The following is a 17635-nucleotide window of genomic DNA, read 5'->3' as shown; positions in this document are numbered from 1 at the left end:
TTATGGCAACATTAACTGCAAAGAACCTTGCAAAAGCCTATAAAGGCCGCCGTGTGGTGGAAGACGTCAGTCTGACCGTCAACTCCGGGGAGATCGTCGGTCTGCTCGGCCCTAACGGTGCGGGCAAAACAACGACCTTTTACATGGTGGTGGGCATTGTGCCGCGCGATGCGGGTAACATCATCATCGATGACGAAGACATCAGCCTGCTGCCGCTGCATGCACGCGCCCGTCGCGGCATCGGTTATTTACCGCAGGAAGCCTCTATTTTTCGTCGTCTGAGCGTGTTTGATAACCTGATGGCGGTACTGCAAATTCGTGACGATCTCTCCAGCGAACAGCGCGAAGATCGTGCTAACGAACTGATGGAAGAGTTCCATATCGAACACCTGCGTGACAGCCTGGGACAGTCGCTGTCCGGAGGGGAACGTCGCCGTGTGGAAATCGCTCGTGCATTGGCTGCAAATCCGAAATTTATCCTGCTGGATGAACCGTTTGCCGGCGTTGACCCGATCTCCGTTATTGATATCAAACGTATCATTGAACACCTGCGCGACAGCGGACTGGGCGTGCTGATCACCGACCATAACGTGCGTGAAACGCTGGCGGTCTGTGAACGCGCCTATATTGTGAGTCAGGGACATCTGATAGCACACGGCACGCCAACCGAAATACTGCAAGACGAACACGTTAAGCGCGTATACCTTGGGGAAGACTTCAGACTCTGATAGGGTAGAAGACGTCACGTTACTGCAGGAGAAAACCACTCTGAACATGAAGCAAGGTTTGCAACTCAGGCTTAGCCAACAACTGGCAATGACGCCTCAGCTACAACAGGCTATCCGTCTGTTGCAGTTGTCTACGCTGGAACTTCAGCAAGAACTTCAGCAAGCGCTGGAAAGTAACCCACTGCTCGAGCAAACCGATCTTCACGACGAAATTGATACCCAGGAAAAACAGGACAGCGATTCCCTCGATACCGCAGATGCTCTCGAACAAAAAGAGATGCCGGAAGAACTGCCGCTGGATGCCAGTTGGGATGAAATTTACACCGCAGGCACGCCGTCGGGCACCAGTGGGGATTACATCGACGACGAACTGCCTGTGTATCAGGGTGAAACTACGCAATCATTACAAGATTACCTGATGTGGCAAGTGGGATTGACCCCGTTCTCGGATACCGATCGCGCCATTGCGACGTCAATTGTCGATGCGGTTGATGACACCGGATATCTCACCGTTTCTCTGGATGATATTCTCGAGAGCATGGGTGATGACGACATTGGTCTCGATGAAGTCGAAGCCGTGCTAAAACGCGTTCAACGTTTTGATCCAGTTGGCGTGGCGGCGAAAGATCTCCGCGACTGCCTGTTGATTCAACTGTCGCAGTTTGACAAAGCCACAGCATGGCTGGAAGAAGCCCGCCTGATCATCAGCGATCACCTCGATCTGTTAGCCAATCACGATTTCCGCTCGCTCATGCGCGTTACCCGGTTGAAAGAAGATGTGCTGAAAGAAGCCGTCAACCTGATCCAGTCGCTGGATCCGAGACCCGGGCAGTCGATCCAAACCGGTGAGCCAGAGTACGTGATCCCAGATGTACTGGTGCGCAAACATAACGATCGTTGGGTCGTCGAACTGAACAGCGACAGCATTCCGCGTCTACAGATTAATCAGCACTATGCCGCCATGTGCAATGGCGCGCGCAACGATGCCGACAGCCAGTTTATTCGCACCAATCTCCAGGATGCAAAGTGGCTGATTAAAAGTCTGGAAAGCCGTAACGACACGCTGTTGCGCGTCAGTCGATGTATCGTTGAGCAACAGCAAGCCTTCTTTGAGAAAGGCGAAGAATTTATGAAGCCGATGGTGCTGGCGGATATCGCCCAGGCCGTCGAGATGCACGAATCAACCATTTCCCGAGTGACCACGCAAAAGTATCTGCACAGTCCACGCGGCATTTTTGAACTCAAGTATTTCTTTTCCAGCCACGTCAACACTGAGGGCGGGGGCGAAGCCTCTTCTACAGCGATACGCGCACTGGTGAAGAAATTAATTGCTGCGGAGAACCCTGCGAAACCGCTGAGTGACAGCAAGTTAACCTCTATGCTGTCAGAACAGGGTATCATGGTGGCGCGCCGCACCGTTGCGAAGTACCGAGAGTCTTTATCCATTCCGCCGTCTAACCAGCGCAAACAGCTGGTCTGACCCAACCGATAAGGAAGACACTATGCAGCTCAACATCACTGGAAACAACGTCGAAATCACTGAAGCACTGCGTGACTTTGTGAACACAAAGTTCGCCAAACTTGAGCAATATTTCGACCGGATTAATCAGGTCTATATTGTGTTGAAGGTGGAGAAGGTGACACACATCTCGGATGCAACACTGCATGTGAACGGTGGCGAAATTCATGCCAGCGCGGAAGGTCAGGATATGTACGCAGCCATTGACGGTTTAATTGATAAACTGGCTCGGCAGTTAACAAAACATAAAGATAAACTGAAACAGCACTAACTTGTCCGGGCAGTTAGCGGGTGCAGGACGGCCTGTTGTGCAGCACAACGGGCCATTTGTACAGTTAGCGCTTAGGTGAAATTATGACAAATAACGATACGACTCTACAACTGAGTACTGTTCTTAACCAGGAATGTACGCGCTCTGGTGTTCACTGCCAAAGCAAAAAACGCGCTCTGGAAATCATCAGCGAACTGGCAGCAAAGCAGCTCAGCTTGCCTTCTCAGGTGGTATTTGAAGCCATTCTGACGCGTGAAAAAATGGGCAGTACCGGCATCGGCAATGGTATTGCCATTCCGCACGGAAAGCTGGAAGAAGACACGATGCGCGCGGTCGGCGTGTTTGTGCAGCTCGAAACGCCTATCGCATTCGACGCCATTGATAATCAACCGGTCGATCTGTTGTTCGCCCTGCTGGTTCCCGCAGACCAAACCAAGACGCATTTGCACACCTTGTCACTGGTTGCAAAACGTCTGGCGGATAAAACCATCTGTCGCCGCCTGCGTTCCGCGCAGAGCGATCAGGAGCTGTATCAAATCATCACGGACACCGAAGGTGTACAGGATGAAGCATAACAACCCAATGGCACCCTTTTTTGTCGTTGTGAGGAGAAACAGTACATGGTACTGATGATCGTCAGCGGTCGTTCAGGGTCAGGCAAATCTGTTGCCCTGCGAGCGCTGGAAGATATGGGTTTTTACTGCGTGGATAACCTTCCCGTAGTGCTGTTGCCCGATCTGGCCCGCACCCTGGCCGATAGCCAAATTTCTGCGGCCGTCAGCATTGATGTGCGCAATATGCCTGAGTCACCAGAAATTTTCGAGCAGGCAATGAATAACCTGCCTGAAGGTTTCTCGCCGCAGCTGCTGTTCCTCGATGCTGATCGTAACACGCTGATCCGTCGCTACAGTGATACCCGTCGACTGCACCCACTCTCCAGCAAAAATCTGTCACTGGAAAGTGCTATCGATAAGGAAAGTGACTTACTGGAGCCACTGCGTTCTCGCGCGGACCTGATCGTCGATACCTCTGAAATGTCCGTGCACGAGCTGGCAGAAATGTTGCGTACCCGACTGCTGGGCAAACGTGAACGTGAACTGACCATGGTATTCGAGTCCTTTGGCTTCAAGCACGGCATCCCGATTGATGCGGATTACGTCTTTGACGTGCGCTTCCTGCCAAATCCACACTGGGACCCTAAACTGCGCCCGATGACCGGCCTGGACAGGCCCGTTGCCGCGTTTCTCGACCGTCACACAGAAGTACACAATTTTATCTACCAGACTCGCAGCTATCTTGAGCTATGGTTACCGATGCTGGAGACTAACAACCGCAGCTACCTCACCGTAGCCATCGGCTGTACCGGCGGGAAACACCGATCGGTGTATATTGCAGAGCAACTGGCTGACTACTTCCGCTCTCGCGGTAAAAACGTGCAGTCACGCCATCGCACGCTGGAAAAACGCAAATCATGACCGTAAAACAGACTGTCGAAATCACCAATAAGCTGGGCATGCACGCCCGGCCTGCGATGAAGCTGTTTGAATTAATGCAGGGTTTTGAGGCGGAAGTGCTGTTGCGTAACGATGAAGGTACAGAGGCGGAAGCGAACAGCGTCATCGCCCTGCTGATGCTGGATTCCGCCAAAGGTCGCCAGATAGAGGTTGAAGCCTCTGGCCCACAGGAAGTAGAAGCCCTGGCAGCGGTGATTGCGCTGTTTAATTCGGGGTTTGACGAGGATTAGTCAGTACAGAGCTACCATTTCAGCACGTAGCGAGTAGGTCGGATAAGGCGTTTACGCCACATCCGGCAATGTCGTTGTGTCGTATTCTGCCTGATGCGCTGCGCTTATCAGGCCTACAAAAACAGCGTCAGCATCGACTAATACAGCTTATTTTCCCGCATAAACGACTCACCGCCTAACTGGCGCATTTGCCGCATGATCCATGCCTGCCGGTTACGTACATAGCCTGACGGGGCATTCGCCTTAAAACGCAGAGGATTTGGCAGCACCGCCGCCAGCAGCGCTGCTTCAGACTGACTCAGGCGGCTGGCCGGTTTATGGAAATAACGTTGTGCTGCCGCTTCTACGCCGAATACACCGTCGCCAAACTCGGCGATATTCAGATAAACCGTCAGAATACGTTTCTTACTCCACACTGTTTCCATACCCAGTGTGAGTCCGGCCTCAAGACCTTTACGCACCCAACTGCGTCCATCCCACAGAAAGAGATTTTTTGCTGTCTGCTGCGAGAGCGTCGATGCTCCACGAATGCGGCTTTCATTGCGCTCATTATGCGCCAGCGCCTTTTCTATCGCAGAGACATCAAATCCCCAGTGCTGCGGAAATTTTTGGTCTTCTGCGGCAATAACCGCCAGCCCCATCCACGGTGAGATCTCATCCATACTGACCCAGTCAGAATGCGCCACATAGCCGAAATCACCGTGCAACCAGGCGCTAATTTGTCGTTCAGCCATCACCGCTGAAAAGGGCACGGGCAGCACGCTGAAGAGGGCGATGCCCCCGCCCCAGAACACGGCGAGGACAATGACCGCCCGCAGAAAGAGTCGCCGCAAACTGGCGGTCACCCCTTTTTTCATTCAGTCAGCACCAGCACACGCGAGACCAGCTTGTCGATACCGCTCGCCGCCTGGGCAATATCCTGCGCCAGCATATAAGCCGGCGTGGTGACGATTTTGTGGTCTTCATCAACCACAATATCATCGACCGGACACGGCACATGCTCTGCCCCCATATCCTCCAGCACTTCCGCAGTATCGATATCGGTGCCAATCGTCAGACGCAGCGGAAAATCGAATATTTTAGGCAGCATCGCTGGAGCAATACACATGAACCCCAACGGCTTACCGGATTGATGCATGGCGACTGCCAGCGCGGCTAAGTCGCTATCCACCCGGCATTCGCTTCCCTGGCTGGCGAAATTGCTCAGGTTCTTCGCTGCACCGAATCCACCTGGGACAATCAGCGCATCCAGTTCAGCAGAGACCGCCTGGGCAAGCGGGCGAATATCACCACGGGTTATACGTGCAGCCTCAATCAGGACATTGCGGGTCTCCTGCATGGGTTCGCCCGTCAGATGATTAATCACATCTGCTTGTTGTTTATCCGGCGCAAAGCAGATGGCCTGAGCCCCGTTGCGGGCAATAGCCAGCAGCGTTAACACGGCTTCATGGATCTCCGAGCCGTCATACACGCCGCATCCACCGAGCACTACGCCAATTTTCTTCATCGTGATACTCCTTTCGCAACTGGCTGTAGCATATTAATAATTCTTATTAAAATGCTACGCTTCACACATTTAACTGATTCATGTAACAAATTATTTAAGATTTGCTATCTTAACTGCGTGCGGCCTGAAAATTAGGGCTGCGCCCTTGTAAACAATGATAATAATTTACGGCGCAGCCACGATTTCCCTGGTGTTGGCGCAGTATTCGCGCACCCCGGCTAAGCCGGGGTCATTTTTTTTCAACACTCGCCACCCAGGCTCTTAATACCGCCACGTCGTGCTGCCACTCCTGCTTCATCTCTTCAATCCATTCCCCCACGTTGTCCTCCCAGGCAGGAAGGTCCGGGGATTGAATTTGCTGACCCAGCTGCTGCAGATGGCGCAGTCCCACTGACCCCGCGGCACCTTTGATTTTATGGCCTTCCTCAACAACGCCTTTTTTATCACGCGCGGTCAGGTTGGACTCCAGCACACTTAAATAACCCGGCATCATCTTCTCAAATACCGCCAATCCGTCGGTAATTAACTTCGGTCCCACCAGCTCGAGGTATTGTTCCAACATGGGAATATCTAACAGCGCTTGCGATTTACTGCTTTCTTCAGATGTCACAGTGCTCTCCTCTTTGTTTCGGGTATCCCAGTATTTTTTAATCATGGCGGTTAACGCCGGTACCGACAGTGGCTTGCTCAGCACGTCATCCATACCCGCTTCCAGATATTCTTTTTTGTCTTTCAGAACGTTAGCAGTGAGCGCCACCAGCGGCGGCAGATCTTCCCGCGCGTACTTTTGCGTTAACTCTCTGGAGATATCCAGACCCGTCATATCCGGCAACTGAATATCCAACAGCACCAGGTCGTCCTCACCCGGTTTGAACATTTCCAGCGCGGCTTTCCCGGTCATGGCGACGTCCACGCTGTTACCCAGTTTTTCCAGCACCGAACGGGCGACAATCACGTTCAGTTCAATGTCCTCAACCAGCAGCACATTCAGGGCAGGCAACGGCATGTCGTCTTCTTCGAAGGCGTCTTCAATCTCTTCCGCAACGGCTGGGGCATGAACGGTAAGGGTAAAGACGGAACCTTTCCCCGGCTGGCTGGAAACCGTAATATCGCCGCCCATGTTTTTCGCCAGACGACGAGACACCGCCAGACCAATCCCGGTCCCGGTCCCGGTGGCCGGTTTACCGCCATTGCTGTCCTTCACCTGATAATACATGGCGAAGATTTTATCCTGCTCATCCTGCGGAATACCGATACCAGAATCTTCCACTTCAAAATGCAGCATGTTGCCTTTGTCATAGCGCGCCCGCACGGTGACCTGCCCTTTCTGGGTAAACTTCACGGCGTTGCTGATCAGATTCCACAGGATTTGACGCAGACGCGTCCCGTCGGTAATGACCTTATGCGGCAGCGGCAAGGTCGGATCAAGTACAAAGCGCAGCCCTTTTTGCTGCGCCTGCAGGCCGGAGAGGTTTTCCAGATCCGCCATAAAGCTGGTGAAATCTATCGGCTGGTTATCGAGCTGAACTTTACGCCGCTCCATCTTATCCATGTCGATAATATCGTTGAAAATATTCTCAAGCGTAACGGCAGAAACATGGATAGTTTTCAGGTATTTTTCCTGCTCTGCGGTCAGATCCGTATCCAGCAGGATCCGACTCAAACCGACAATACCGTTCAGCGGCGTACGCAGTTCGTGGCTGATGGTGGAAATAAAGGTCGTCTTGTCACGGCTGGCACGTTCAAGTGCATCCTGGTAGCGCTTGCGCTCGGTAATATCGCGGCCAAAGCCCATCAGGCCGTGTCGTTTACCGACGCGGTCGTAATAAGGCACTTTACGAATTTCAAAGCAGGCTTTACGTCCGTCCGGGTAATCCAGCCATTGTTCATAGGTCAACGAGACATTATGGCGGAACACTTTCTCGTCGGTTTCGATAACTTTTTCAGCCGCTTCTGGCGAGTAAACTTCAATCGGTTTTAAATTCACCAGTTGCTTTTCGCTCTTGCCTGTCAGCAATTCCATGGCGCGGTTACAGCCGGAGAACTCTTTATCTTCATTGCGATAAAAAACCAGATCCGGTGAAGCATCGAGAAAAGAACGCAGAAAAGAGGATTGTTGTTCCAGTTGGATCTGCGCTTCTTCACGCTCTTTAATTTCGACTTTGAGTTGTTCAAACGTTTCCTGGCGCTCCGCTTCCGCCTTTTCACGTTCGACAATCTCCTGGTTAAGCTGCGCAATATTGTCCTTTAACTGCACGTTAAGCTTGAGATCGCGTTCGCGCATCTCTTCCAGCTTCTGCACCAGTCGTGACAGGCGTTGCCGGGACTCCTCCAGTTGCTCCACGACCACTGACAGGAAATAGACCGCCCAGGGGGTAATTAACAGGCCAAAAAAGATGGAACGTATTACATCAATACTTTCTACCTGGCCATGCAGCACCATGGTGACGGCCATTTGCACCACTATGGCCAACACCACCAGAGCCAGCGCCAATAGCAGCGAAAAGCGCACCAGACCTAATTTCATCATCAGGTCGACATAATACTGCGCCAGCATTCGAATTTGCTTCATAGAGGGTTCCTTCACGACAACTTGGCACAATAATACTCAATTCTCGGCGTGACGTTTGAGATTGTGCAATAAATGCGGAGGCTATCGGTGAAATGACTGAGGAGAGGTCATCGTAGACCTGATAAGCGAAGCGCCATCAGGCAAGCAGGCGCAGATTGCCGGAGGTCGGCTTTGCCTTATCCGGCCTACAGAGGGTTAGCTCCCCGGCTGAGCCCACGGCGTTCCAAGAGCGGAGCCTTGTACACCATGCTCATTGAGATAACGGTCCAGTTCGACCATCCCGGTCCAGCGATTTTCACACCACAGCGGCGCCAGTAACGTCGGGCGACGGGCGCTGGCAGAAATACGATGATAAATAACCTCTGGCGGCGTATGGCGAATCATCTCGCCCGCCGTCACGGTGTAATCGGCCAGCTCAATACCGCTCAGACGCCCTGCTTCCCAGGCCTTCGCCATAATGCTGCCCTTCACGATATGCAGCGGATGCAGCTTAATGCCATCAACGCCGGTCTCCACCACGCGCGCCAGCGTTTGCAGACATTCCGCTTGCCCTTCTCCCGGCAGGCCGACAATCAGATGTGAGCACACTTTCAACCCACGCTCACGCGCCAACTGCGTGGTGCGTTGATAGCAGGCAAAGTCATGCCCACGGTTAATACGGTGCAGCGTTTTATCATGGGCCGTTTGCAGCCCCAGTTCCAACCACACCTCGTAGCCCTGATCTTTATATTCGCACAGCAGATCGAGCACCGCCTCTGGCACGCAGTCAGGGCGTGTCCCGACGCACAGCCCGACAATATTGGCCTGAGTGACCGCCTGCTGGTACATCGAACGCAGCACCTGCACTTCGGCAAACGTGCTGGTATAAGCCTGAAAATAGGCCAGGTAGCGCTTGGCGCGATTCACCAGTTGAGCCTGATGTTCGAGCTGCTCAGCAATCGAATGATGCTGCTGTGCCTCATCGGCAAAGGAGGCGACATTACAGAAGGTGCACCCGCCACGTCCAATGGTGCCATCGCGATTTGGGCAGCTAAACCCGCCGTGCAGCGTGAGTTTATGAACCTTTTGCCCATAACGACGAGAAAGATCCCCACCAAACATATTGACTAATTTCTGTAACTGCATAATCTGATAGACCGCGCCTTGAAAAGAGGCCAAAGCCTGCCATTTTTAGCCCCCGTCGGCGATGACCTGGATCAATCGCCCCGGCTTGCTTTTACTCATTGCATATTCAAGCAAAATAAATGAAATTTCATTCAATCAAAATGTGATTACTTTTCCTTATATCCGATGATTTTTTTTATCTTCCGACGGCCAACGGATAAAAACAGTATCTTTAAGACGCGTAAACTCTATAAACCAGCATAAAATACCAAACATCGCGATAAACAAAGGGAGGACAAGCGATAACGGACCTTTCTGACAGTGAGACAGATCACACTTCCCTCGCCATCCACTGTGCGTTAAATCAATGTAAAAACGCTATTAATTTCAATATATTCATATCGTTAATCGACCTATAGCACATTTCTGCATAAATAAGATTGCCATTTGACCTGTGTGTGGATTCCCGATAACGTGGAAATCCGCTGGAAGCTTTCTGGATGAGCAGCCTGCTCATCATATTTATGCAGTAATTGAGATTCCCTCTGAAGCAAGTCCTCAAACTTGTTTGACCTATGCGAAAAGGATTAAAGAGGGCGAATGCGAGGTGAGCGTATAACGCGCAACCCCCGTCGCCATGCTCTTGGTGTGCCTGTGCGCAAACGGTATCGGAGAGGCGTCCCGCAGAGCCTGGGGAGGTTCACTGATATGTTGTACGATAAATCCCTTGAGAAGGATAACTGTGGTTTCGGCCTGATCGCCCACATAGAAGGCGAACCTAGCCACAAGGTAGTGCGTACCGCCATACACGCACTAGCCCGTATGCAGCACCGTGGAGCCATCCTCGCGGACGGTAAAACCGGCGACGGCTGTGGCCTGTTATTACAAAAACCCGATCGCTTTTTCCGCATTGTTGCGCAAGAGCGCGGCTGGCGTTTAGCCAAAAACTACGCGGTCGGCATGATCTTTTTAAATAAAGACGCTGAACTGGCGGCGGCATCTCGTCGCATCGTTGAAGAAGAGTTACAGCAGGAAACCCTGTCGATTGTGGGCTGGCGCGACGTGCCGACCAACGACGGTGTTCTCGGTGAAATTGCCCTCTCCTCCCTGCCCCGTATTGAGCAAATTTTTGTTAACGCCCCTGCGGGCTGGCGTCCACGCGATATGGAGCGCCGTCTGTTCATCGCGCGTCGCCGCATCGAAAAACGTTTACAGGACGATAAAGACTTCTACGTCTGTAGCTTGTCCAATCTGGTCAATATCTATAAAGGTCTGTGTATGCCGGCGGATCTGCCGCGCTTTTACCTGGACCTCGCGGACCTGCGTCTGGAATCGGCCATCTGCCTGTTCCACCAGCGCTTTTCCACCAACACCGTACCGCGCTGGCCGCTGGCCCAACCGTTCCGCTACCTGGCGCACAACGGCGAAATCAATACCATTACCGGTAACCGCCAGTGGGCGCGCGCCCGTACATATAAGTTCCAGACCCCGCTGATCCCGGATCTCCACGATGCCGCGCCGTTCGTCAACGAAACCGGCTCCGACTCCAGCTCAATGGATAACATGCTCGAACTGCTGCTGGCAGGCGGGATGGACATCATCCGCGCGATGCGCCTGCTGGTGCCACCAGCCTGGCAGAACAACCCAGATATGGACCCGGAGCTGCGCGCATTCTTTGACTTTAACTCCATGCACATGGAGCCGTGGGACGGCCCGGCAGGCATTGTCATGTCTGACGGTCGCTTTGCCGCCTGTAACCTTGACCGTAACGGCCTGCGCCCGGCGCGCTACGTCATCACCAAAGACAAGCTCATCACCTGCGCCTCCGAAGTGGGTATCTGGGATTATCAGCCCGATGAAGTCGTCGAGAAAGGTCGCGTCGGTCCCGGCGAACTGATGGTGATCGACACCCGCTCGGGTCGCATTCTGCACTCGGCGGAAACCGATGATGACCTGAAAAGTCGCCATCCGTACAAAGAGTGGATGGAAAAGAACGTCCGCCGTCTGGTGCCGTTTGAAGACCTGGCTGACGATCAAGTCGGCAGCCGTGAGCTGGACGACGACACCCTTGCCAGCTACCAAAAACAGTTTAACTACAGCGCCGAAGAACTGGATTCCGTGATTCGCGTGTTGGGTGAAAACGGCCAGGAAGCGGTCGGTTCAATGGGCGATGACACCCCGTTTGCCGTGCTTTCCAGCCAGCCGCGCATCATTTATGACTACTTCCGTCAACAGTTCGCGCAGGTGACCAACCCGCCTATCGATCCGCTGCGTGAAGCGCACGTGATGTCGCTGGCCACCAGCATTGGTCGTGAGATGAACGTCTTCTGTGAAGCCGAAGGCCAGGCGCATCGCCTGAGCTTTAAATCACCGATCCTGCTGTACTCTGATTTCACCCAGCTCACCACCATGAAAGAGGAACATTATCGCGCTGACCGGCTCGATATCACCTTCGACGTGAGTGAAACCACGCTGGAAGAGACCGTCAAGGCGCTGTGCGATAAAGCCGAACAGATGGTGCGTAACGGCACGGTATTGCTGGTGCTCTCTGACCGTAACATCGCCAAAAATCGCCTGCCGGTCCCGGCACCGATGGCGGTTGGTGCGGTGCAAACGCGTCTGGTGGAACAAAACCTGCGCTGCGACGCTAACATCATCGTCGAAACCGCCAGTACCCGCGATCCACATCACTTCGCGGTACTCCTCGGCTTTGGTGCCACAGCAATCTATCCGTATCTGGCCTATGAAACGCTGGGGCGTCTGATTGACACTCACGCTATTGCCAAAGATTACCGGACCGTGATGCTGAACTACCGTAACGGCATCAACAAAGGTCTGTACAAAATCATGTCCAAAATGGGCATTTCGACCATCGCCTCCTACCGCTGTTCGAAGCTGTTTGAAGCCGTCGGTCTGCATGACGACGTGGTGGCACTGTGCTTCCAGGGCGTGGTCAGTCGCATCAGCGGCGCAGGCTTTGCCGACTTCCAGCAGGATCTGCTGAACCTCTCCAAACATGCCTGGCTGGCGCGCAAACCGATTAGCCAGGGCGGCCTGCTGAAGTACGTTCACGGTGGCGAATACCACGCCTACAACCCGGACGTAGTACGCACCCTGCAACAGGCAGTACAAAGCGGCGAATACAGCGACTACCAGCAATACGCTAAGTTGGTTAACGAGCGTCCGGCAGCAACGCTGCGCGATCTGCTGGCTATCGCACCTGGCAATGAAGCAGTAAGTATTGACGACGTCGAACCCGCAACCGAGTTGTTTAAACGTTTTGATACCGCAGCCATGTCCATCGGCGCGTTAAGCCCGGAAGCGCACGAAGCGCTGGCCGAAGCGATGAACAGCATCGGCGGCAATTCCAACTCCGGCGAAGGCGGTGAGGACCCAGCACGCTATGGCACCAACAAGGTGTCACGCATCAAGCAGGTGGCTTCTGGTCGCTTCGGTGTAACCCCGGCGTATCTGGTCAACGCTGACGTCATTCAGATTAAGGTCGCACAAGGCGCGAAGCCCGGCGAAGGCGGTCAGTTACCGGGAGATAAAGTTACTCCGTACATCGCCAAACTGCGTTATTCGGTGCCGGGCGTGACGCTGATCTCCCCGCCGCCACACCACGATATCTACTCTATCGAGGACCTGGCGCAGCTGATTTTCGACTTAAAACAGGTTAACCCGAAGGCGATGATCTCTGTGAAGCTGGTTTCCGAACCGGGCGTCGGCACCATCGCCACTGGCGTGGCAAAAGCCTACGCGGATCTGATAACCATTGCCGGTTACGACGGCGGCACCGGTGCCAGCCCGCTCTCTTCGGTGAAATACGCAGGTTGTCCGTGGGAACTGGGGCTGGTAGAAACTCAGCAGGCACTGGTGGCTAACGGTCTGCGCCATAAGATCCGTTTACAAGTTGATGGCGGTCTGAAAACCGGCGTCGACATCATCAAAGCAGCCATTCTCGGCGCGGAAAGCTTCGGCTTTGGTACCGGGCCGATGGTCGCGCTGGGCTGTAAATACCTGCGTATTTGCCACCTGAACAACTGTGCAACCGGTGTAGCAACCCAGGACGAAAAACTGCGTAAGAACCACTACCACGGTCTGCCGTTCAAAGTGACCAACTACTTTGAGTTTGTCGCCCGTGAAACCCGCGAGCTGATGGCATCGCTTGGCGTAACACGCCTGGTGGATCTGATTGGCCGTACCGACCTGCTCAAAGAGCTGGACGGGTATACTGCCAAGCAGCAGAAACTGGAGCTGTCTCATCTGCTGGAAACCGCACAACCTCACCCAGGCAAAGCGGTGTACTGTACTGAGAACAACCCACCGTTCGACAACGGCGTGCTCAACGCGCAGTTGCTGCAACAGGCCAAACCATTTGTTGATGAGCGCCAGAGTAAAACTTTCTGGTTCGACATCCGCAACACCGACCGTTCTGTCGGCGCATCACTGTCGGGCTATATCGCTCAGACGCACGGCGATCAGGGGTTGGCTTCCGACCCGATCAAGGCGCATTTCAGCGGTACCGCAGGCCAGAGCTTTGGCGTGTGGAACGCGGGCGGCGTGGAGCTGTATCTGACCGGCGATGCCAACGACTATGTCGGTAAAGGTATGGCGGGCGGCCTGCTGGCGGTACGTCCTCCGGTCGGTTCTGCCTTCCGCAGCCATGAAGCGAGCATCATCGGCAACACCTGCCTGTACGGCGCAACCGGCGGTCGTCTGTTTGCCGCAGGTCGCGCGGGTGAACGCTTTGGGGTACGTAACTCAGGTGCCATCACCGTGGTCGAAGGCATCGGTGACAACGGCTGTGAATACATGACCGGCGGCATCGTCTGTATTCTCGGTAAAACGGGCGTCAACTTCGGCGCTGGCATGACGGGCGGGTTCGCCTACGTGCTGGACGAAGACGGCGAATTCCGCAAACGCGTGAATCCGGAACTGGTCGAAGTCCTGAGCGTGGACTCGCTGGCTATCCACGAAGAGCATTTGCGTGGACTGATCACCGAGCATGTACAGCATACCGGTTCGTCACGCGGAGAAGAGATCCTGGCCAACTGGCCGGCATTCTCGGCGAAATTCGCACTGGTTAAACCGAAGTCCAGTGATGTGAAAGCACTGTTGGGTCACCGTAGTCGTAGCGCAGCTGAGCTGCGCGTGCAGGCGCAGTAAGGGGTAGCAGCAATGAGCCAGAACGTATACCAATTTATCGACCTGCAGCGCGTTGATCCGCCGAAGAAACCGCTGAAGATCCGCAAGATCGAGTTTATCGAAATCTACGAGCCGTTTTCCGAAGGCCAGGCTAAGGCGCAGGCAGACCGCTGCCTGTCCTGCGGCAACCCGTACTGCGAGTGGAAATGCCCGGTGCACAACTACATCCCGAACTGGCTGAAGCTGGCTAACGAAGGACGTATTTTTGAAGCAGCCGAGCTGTCACACCAGACCAACACGCTGCCGGAAGTCTGCGGTCGTGTGTGTCCGCAGGACCGTTTGTGTGAGGGTTCTTGCACGCTGAACGATGAGTTCGGCGCGGTAACCATCGGCAACATTGAGCGCTATATCAACGATAAAGCGTTTGAAATGGGCTGGCGCCCGGATATGACCGGCGTACGCCAGACCGATAAACGCGTCGCCATTATCGGTGCCGGTCCGGCAGGGCTAGCCTGTGCCGACGTACTCACCCGTAACGGCGTAAAGGCGGTGGTGTTTGACCGTCATCCGGAGATTGGCGGCCTGCTGACCTTCGGTATTCCAGCCTTCAAGCTGGAAAAAGAGGTGATGACACGTCGTCGTGAAATCTTCACCGGTATGGGCATTGAGTTCAAACTCAATGTAGAGGTGGGTCGTGACGTGCAGCTCGACGATCTACTGAAAGATTATGACGCTGTGTTTCTCGGCGTCGGAACCTATCAGTCGATGCGCGGTGGGCTGGAAAACGAAGATGCCGATGGCGTATTCGATGCCCTGCCGTTCCTGATTGCCAATACCAAGCAGTTGATGGGCTTTGGCGAAAGCAGCGACGAACCGTACATCAGTATGGAAGGCAAACGCGTGGTGGTGCTGGGCGGCGGTGATACTGCGATGGACTGCGTACGTACTTCCGTTCGTCAGAACGCCTCACACGTGATTTGCGCCTATCGTCGCGACGAAGAAAACATGCCTGGCTCGAAACGCGAAGTAAAAAACGCGCGTGAAGAAGGTGTAGAGTTCCAGTTCAACGTGCAGCCGCTGGGCGTGGAAATTAACGCCAACGGCAAAGTGTGCGGTGTGAAAATGGCGCATACTGAAATGGGTGCACCGGACGCACAAGGCCGCCGCCGTGCGGAGATCATGCCCGGTTCTGAACACGTGGTACCCGCCGATGCCGTGGTGATGGCATTCGGTTTCCGTCCGCACAGCATGGAATGGCTGGCAAAGCACAGCGTCGAGCTGGACTCGCAGGGCCGCATTATCGCCCCGGAACGCAGCGACAACGCATTCCAGACCAGCAACCCGAAAATCTTCGCCGGTGGCGACATCGTGCGCGGTTCGGATCTGGTGGTGACGGCAATTGCCGAAGGCCGTAAAGCCGCTGACGGGATCCTGAATTACCTGGAAGTATAAAAAGCCTCTCTGCTGGCCCCCTGCCAAAATTCACATTGCTGGATGGGGGCCTGTTTTCTTCTGCCTCACACATTCACGTCATTCCTGGAAAGCGACTCGCAAATGCTGATGCAGGTCCATGTAATGCAATCGTCATGGATTGACGGCATTAGACCTCGAGCGTATTGATAACGATATATTTTCATTTCGCAACTATCACGCCAGGGAAGACATGAATACACTCACCTCGACACACCATGCTGAGGATTATCAGCAAATCCATGACGGAATAATCCATTTATTGGATAACGCCAGGACAGAAACGGTCAGCAGCATCAACGCAATTATGACGGCAACCTATTGGGAGATTGGCCATCGAATTGTCGAATTTGAACAAGGCGGTGAAGCGCGAGCGGCTTACGGTACTCAACTGATTGAACGTTTGTCCGTCGATTTAAACCAGCGGTACAAACGTGGGTGTTCCACGGGAAACTTGCGACAAATACGAGCGTTTTATCTTTATTTTCAAAATATTGAAATTCAGCAGACAGTGTCTGGTGAATCTTCCCGTCTGGCACAACTCGCCAAAATTTTCCCGCTTCCCTGGTCAGCCTATGTCCGCCTGCTATCGGTTAAAAATCCTGATGCCCGCATCTTTTACGAGAAAGAGACGCTACGTAACGGCTGGTCAGTACGGCAACTCGACAGGCAAATCACCACCCAATTTTACGAAAGAACATTATTGTCCCACGACAAAACCGCCATGTTACAGCAGGTCGCCCCCACCGTCGCTGACGTTACGCCAGAACAAGCAATACGTGACCCGTTCATTCTTGAATTCCTAGATTTAAAGGACGAATATTCTGAATCTGACCTTGAAGAAGCGCTGATAAACCACCTGATGGATTTTATGCTGGAACTCGGTGATGATTTTTCCTTTGTGGGTCGCCAGCGTCGCTTACGCATTGACGATAGTTGGTTTCGCATCGATCTGCTGTTCTTCCACCGACGCTTACGCTGCCTGCTCATCGTTGACCTCAAGGTAGGAAAATTCAGCTACGCCGATGCAGGGCAAATGAATATGTACCTGAATTACGCCCAAGAGCACTGGACAATGCCTGGAGAGAATCCGCCCGTAGGCTTAATCCTGTGCGCGGAAAAAGGTGCTGGCGAAGCTCACTATGCCCTAACCGGTTTACCTCATAAAGTGCTTACCAGCGAATACAAAATGCAGTTGCCTGACGAGAAATTACTGGCGGATGAACTTGCCCGTTCACAAACTCGATTAGCGTCTCAATGAGAGCATTCACGGAGCGACTGAGCCAATGGCGACAGCGTGCGCGGTTCGGATCTGGCGGTGGCGGCAATTGCCGAAGGCCGTAAAGCCGCTGACGGGATCCTGAGTTACCTGGAAGTATAAACACATCTTTTCTGGCATCTCGTCCGCACATATGGATGAGATGCCGGATATCCGTCTTCTCTTCTAAAAATACGTAGTTGCTACATAGCATAAATTCGCGACCAACCAGCTTAAAAATCCAGTACGTAAACGTTTGCATTCTTCTGAAAAGTGTATATTATGCGGCGGATTTTTTGGGCAAAATTCATGGA

The 17635-nt window shown here is 53.5% G+C and carries 13 protein-coding genes and 1 pseudogene; 10 read left to right on the top strand and 4 right to left on the bottom strand.

The window, feature by feature from the left end; genetic code table 11:
* Window positions 1–2: 2 nt before the first annotated feature.
* From lptB to npr, 6 genes are all read left to right on the top strand, one after another.
* Complete coding sequence (gene lptB / locus FDX22_RS25100) at window positions 3–728, top strand: LPS export ABC transporter ATP-binding protein (RefSeq protein WP_040234138.1); 726 nt, start codon at window positions 3–5, stop codon at window positions 726–728.
* Window positions 729–774: 46 nt separating this feature from the next.
* The gene (rpoN, locus tag FDX22_RS25095) at window positions 775–2208 is read left to right on the top strand and encodes an RNA polymerase factor sigma-54 (RefSeq protein ID WP_135911328.1); all 1434 of its coding nucleotides are present in this window, start codon (window positions 775–777) and stop codon (window positions 2206–2208) included.
* A gap of 22 nt (window positions 2209–2230) precedes the next feature.
* Window positions 2231–2518 (top strand): ribosome hibernation promoting factor, encoded by a 288-nt coding sequence (gene hpf, locus FDX22_RS25090; protein ID WP_003025078.1) that lies wholly within the window; start codon window positions 2231–2233, stop codon window positions 2516–2518.
* Window positions 2519–2601: 83 nt separating this feature from the next.
* Entirely contained in the window at window positions 2602–3093 is a 492-nt protein-coding gene (ptsN, locus tag FDX22_RS25085) for a PTS IIA-like nitrogen regulatory protein PtsN (protein WP_096755500.1), read from the top strand.
* A 45-nt stretch (window positions 3094–3138) separates the two neighbouring features.
* A complete protein-coding gene (gene rapZ / locus FDX22_RS25080) occupies window positions 3139–3993 on the top strand; it encodes an RNase adapter RapZ (protein ID WP_096755499.1) in 855 nt (284 codons plus the stop codon).
* Complete coding sequence (npr, locus tag FDX22_RS25075; protein ID WP_096755498.1) at window positions 3990–4262, top strand: PTS phosphocarrier protein NPr; 273 nt, start codon at window positions 3990–3992, stop codon at window positions 4260–4262. The genes rapZ and npr overlap by 4 nt, the downstream gene beginning before the upstream one ends.
* 137 nt (window positions 4263–4399) lie before the next feature.
* On the opposite strand, the gene mtgA is transcribed toward npr, so the two are convergent.
* The 4 genes from mtgA to FDX22_RS25055 form a co-directional block, all read right to left on the bottom strand.
* Window positions 4400–5119 (bottom strand): monofunctional biosynthetic peptidoglycan transglycosylase, encoded by a 720-nt coding sequence (mtgA, locus tag FDX22_RS25070; protein WP_137400200.1) that lies wholly within the window; start codon window positions 5117–5119, stop codon window positions 4400–4402.
* A complete protein-coding gene (gene elbB, locus FDX22_RS25065) occupies window positions 5116–5769 on the bottom strand; it encodes an isoprenoid biosynthesis glyoxalase ElbB (RefSeq protein ID WP_117342736.1) in 654 nt (217 codons plus the stop codon). Before elbB ends, mtgA begins: the two co-directional genes overlap by 4 nt.
* 229 nt (window positions 5770–5998) lie before the next feature.
* Window positions 5999–8341, bottom strand: a complete 2343-nt coding sequence (gene arcB / locus FDX22_RS25060) for an aerobic respiration two-component sensor histidine kinase ArcB (RefSeq protein WP_146717941.1) — start codon at window positions 8339–8341, stop codon at window positions 5999–6001.
* Between the two features lie 195 nt (window positions 8342–8536).
* On the bottom strand, window positions 8537–9466 hold the full coding sequence (locus tag FDX22_RS25055; protein ID WP_115257371.1) for a TIGR01212 family radical SAM protein: 930 nt from the start codon (window positions 9464–9466) through the stop codon (window positions 8537–8539).
* 687 nt (window positions 9467–10153) lie between these two features.
* On the opposite strand from FDX22_RS25055, the gene gltB reads away from it, so the two are divergent.
* The 4 genes and pseudogenes from gltB to FDX22_RS32810 form a co-directional block, all read left to right on the top strand.
* A complete protein-coding gene (gene gltB, locus FDX22_RS25050; RefSeq protein ID WP_135953049.1) occupies window positions 10154–14614 on the top strand; it encodes a glutamate synthase large subunit in 4461 nt (1486 codons plus the stop codon).
* Window positions 14615–14626: 12 nt separating this feature from the next.
* Entirely contained in the window at window positions 14627–16045 is a 1419-nt protein-coding gene (locus tag FDX22_RS25045; RefSeq protein ID WP_146717940.1) for a glutamate synthase small subunit, read from the top strand.
* Between the two features lie 211 nt (window positions 16046–16256).
* The gene (locus FDX22_RS25040; RefSeq protein ID WP_146717939.1) at window positions 16257–17324 is read left to right on the top strand and encodes a YhcG family protein; all 1068 of its coding nucleotides are present in this window, start codon (window positions 16257–16259) and stop codon (window positions 17322–17324) included.
* Between the two features lie 21 nt (window positions 17325–17345).
* A pseudogene (locus FDX22_RS32810) lies at window positions 17346–17444 on the top strand (glutamate synthase); the annotation flags it as partial.
* Window positions 17445–17635: the final 191 nt, after the last annotated feature.

Source organism: Citrobacter sp. TBCS-14 (assembly GCF_005280805.1).
GTDB classification, from domain to species: Bacteria; Pseudomonadota; Gammaproteobacteria; order Enterobacterales; family Enterobacteriaceae; genus Citrobacter; species Citrobacter gillenii.
Note: the sequence above shows the minus strand (reverse complement) of the source record. Positions and strands in the feature narration are given on the sequence as shown.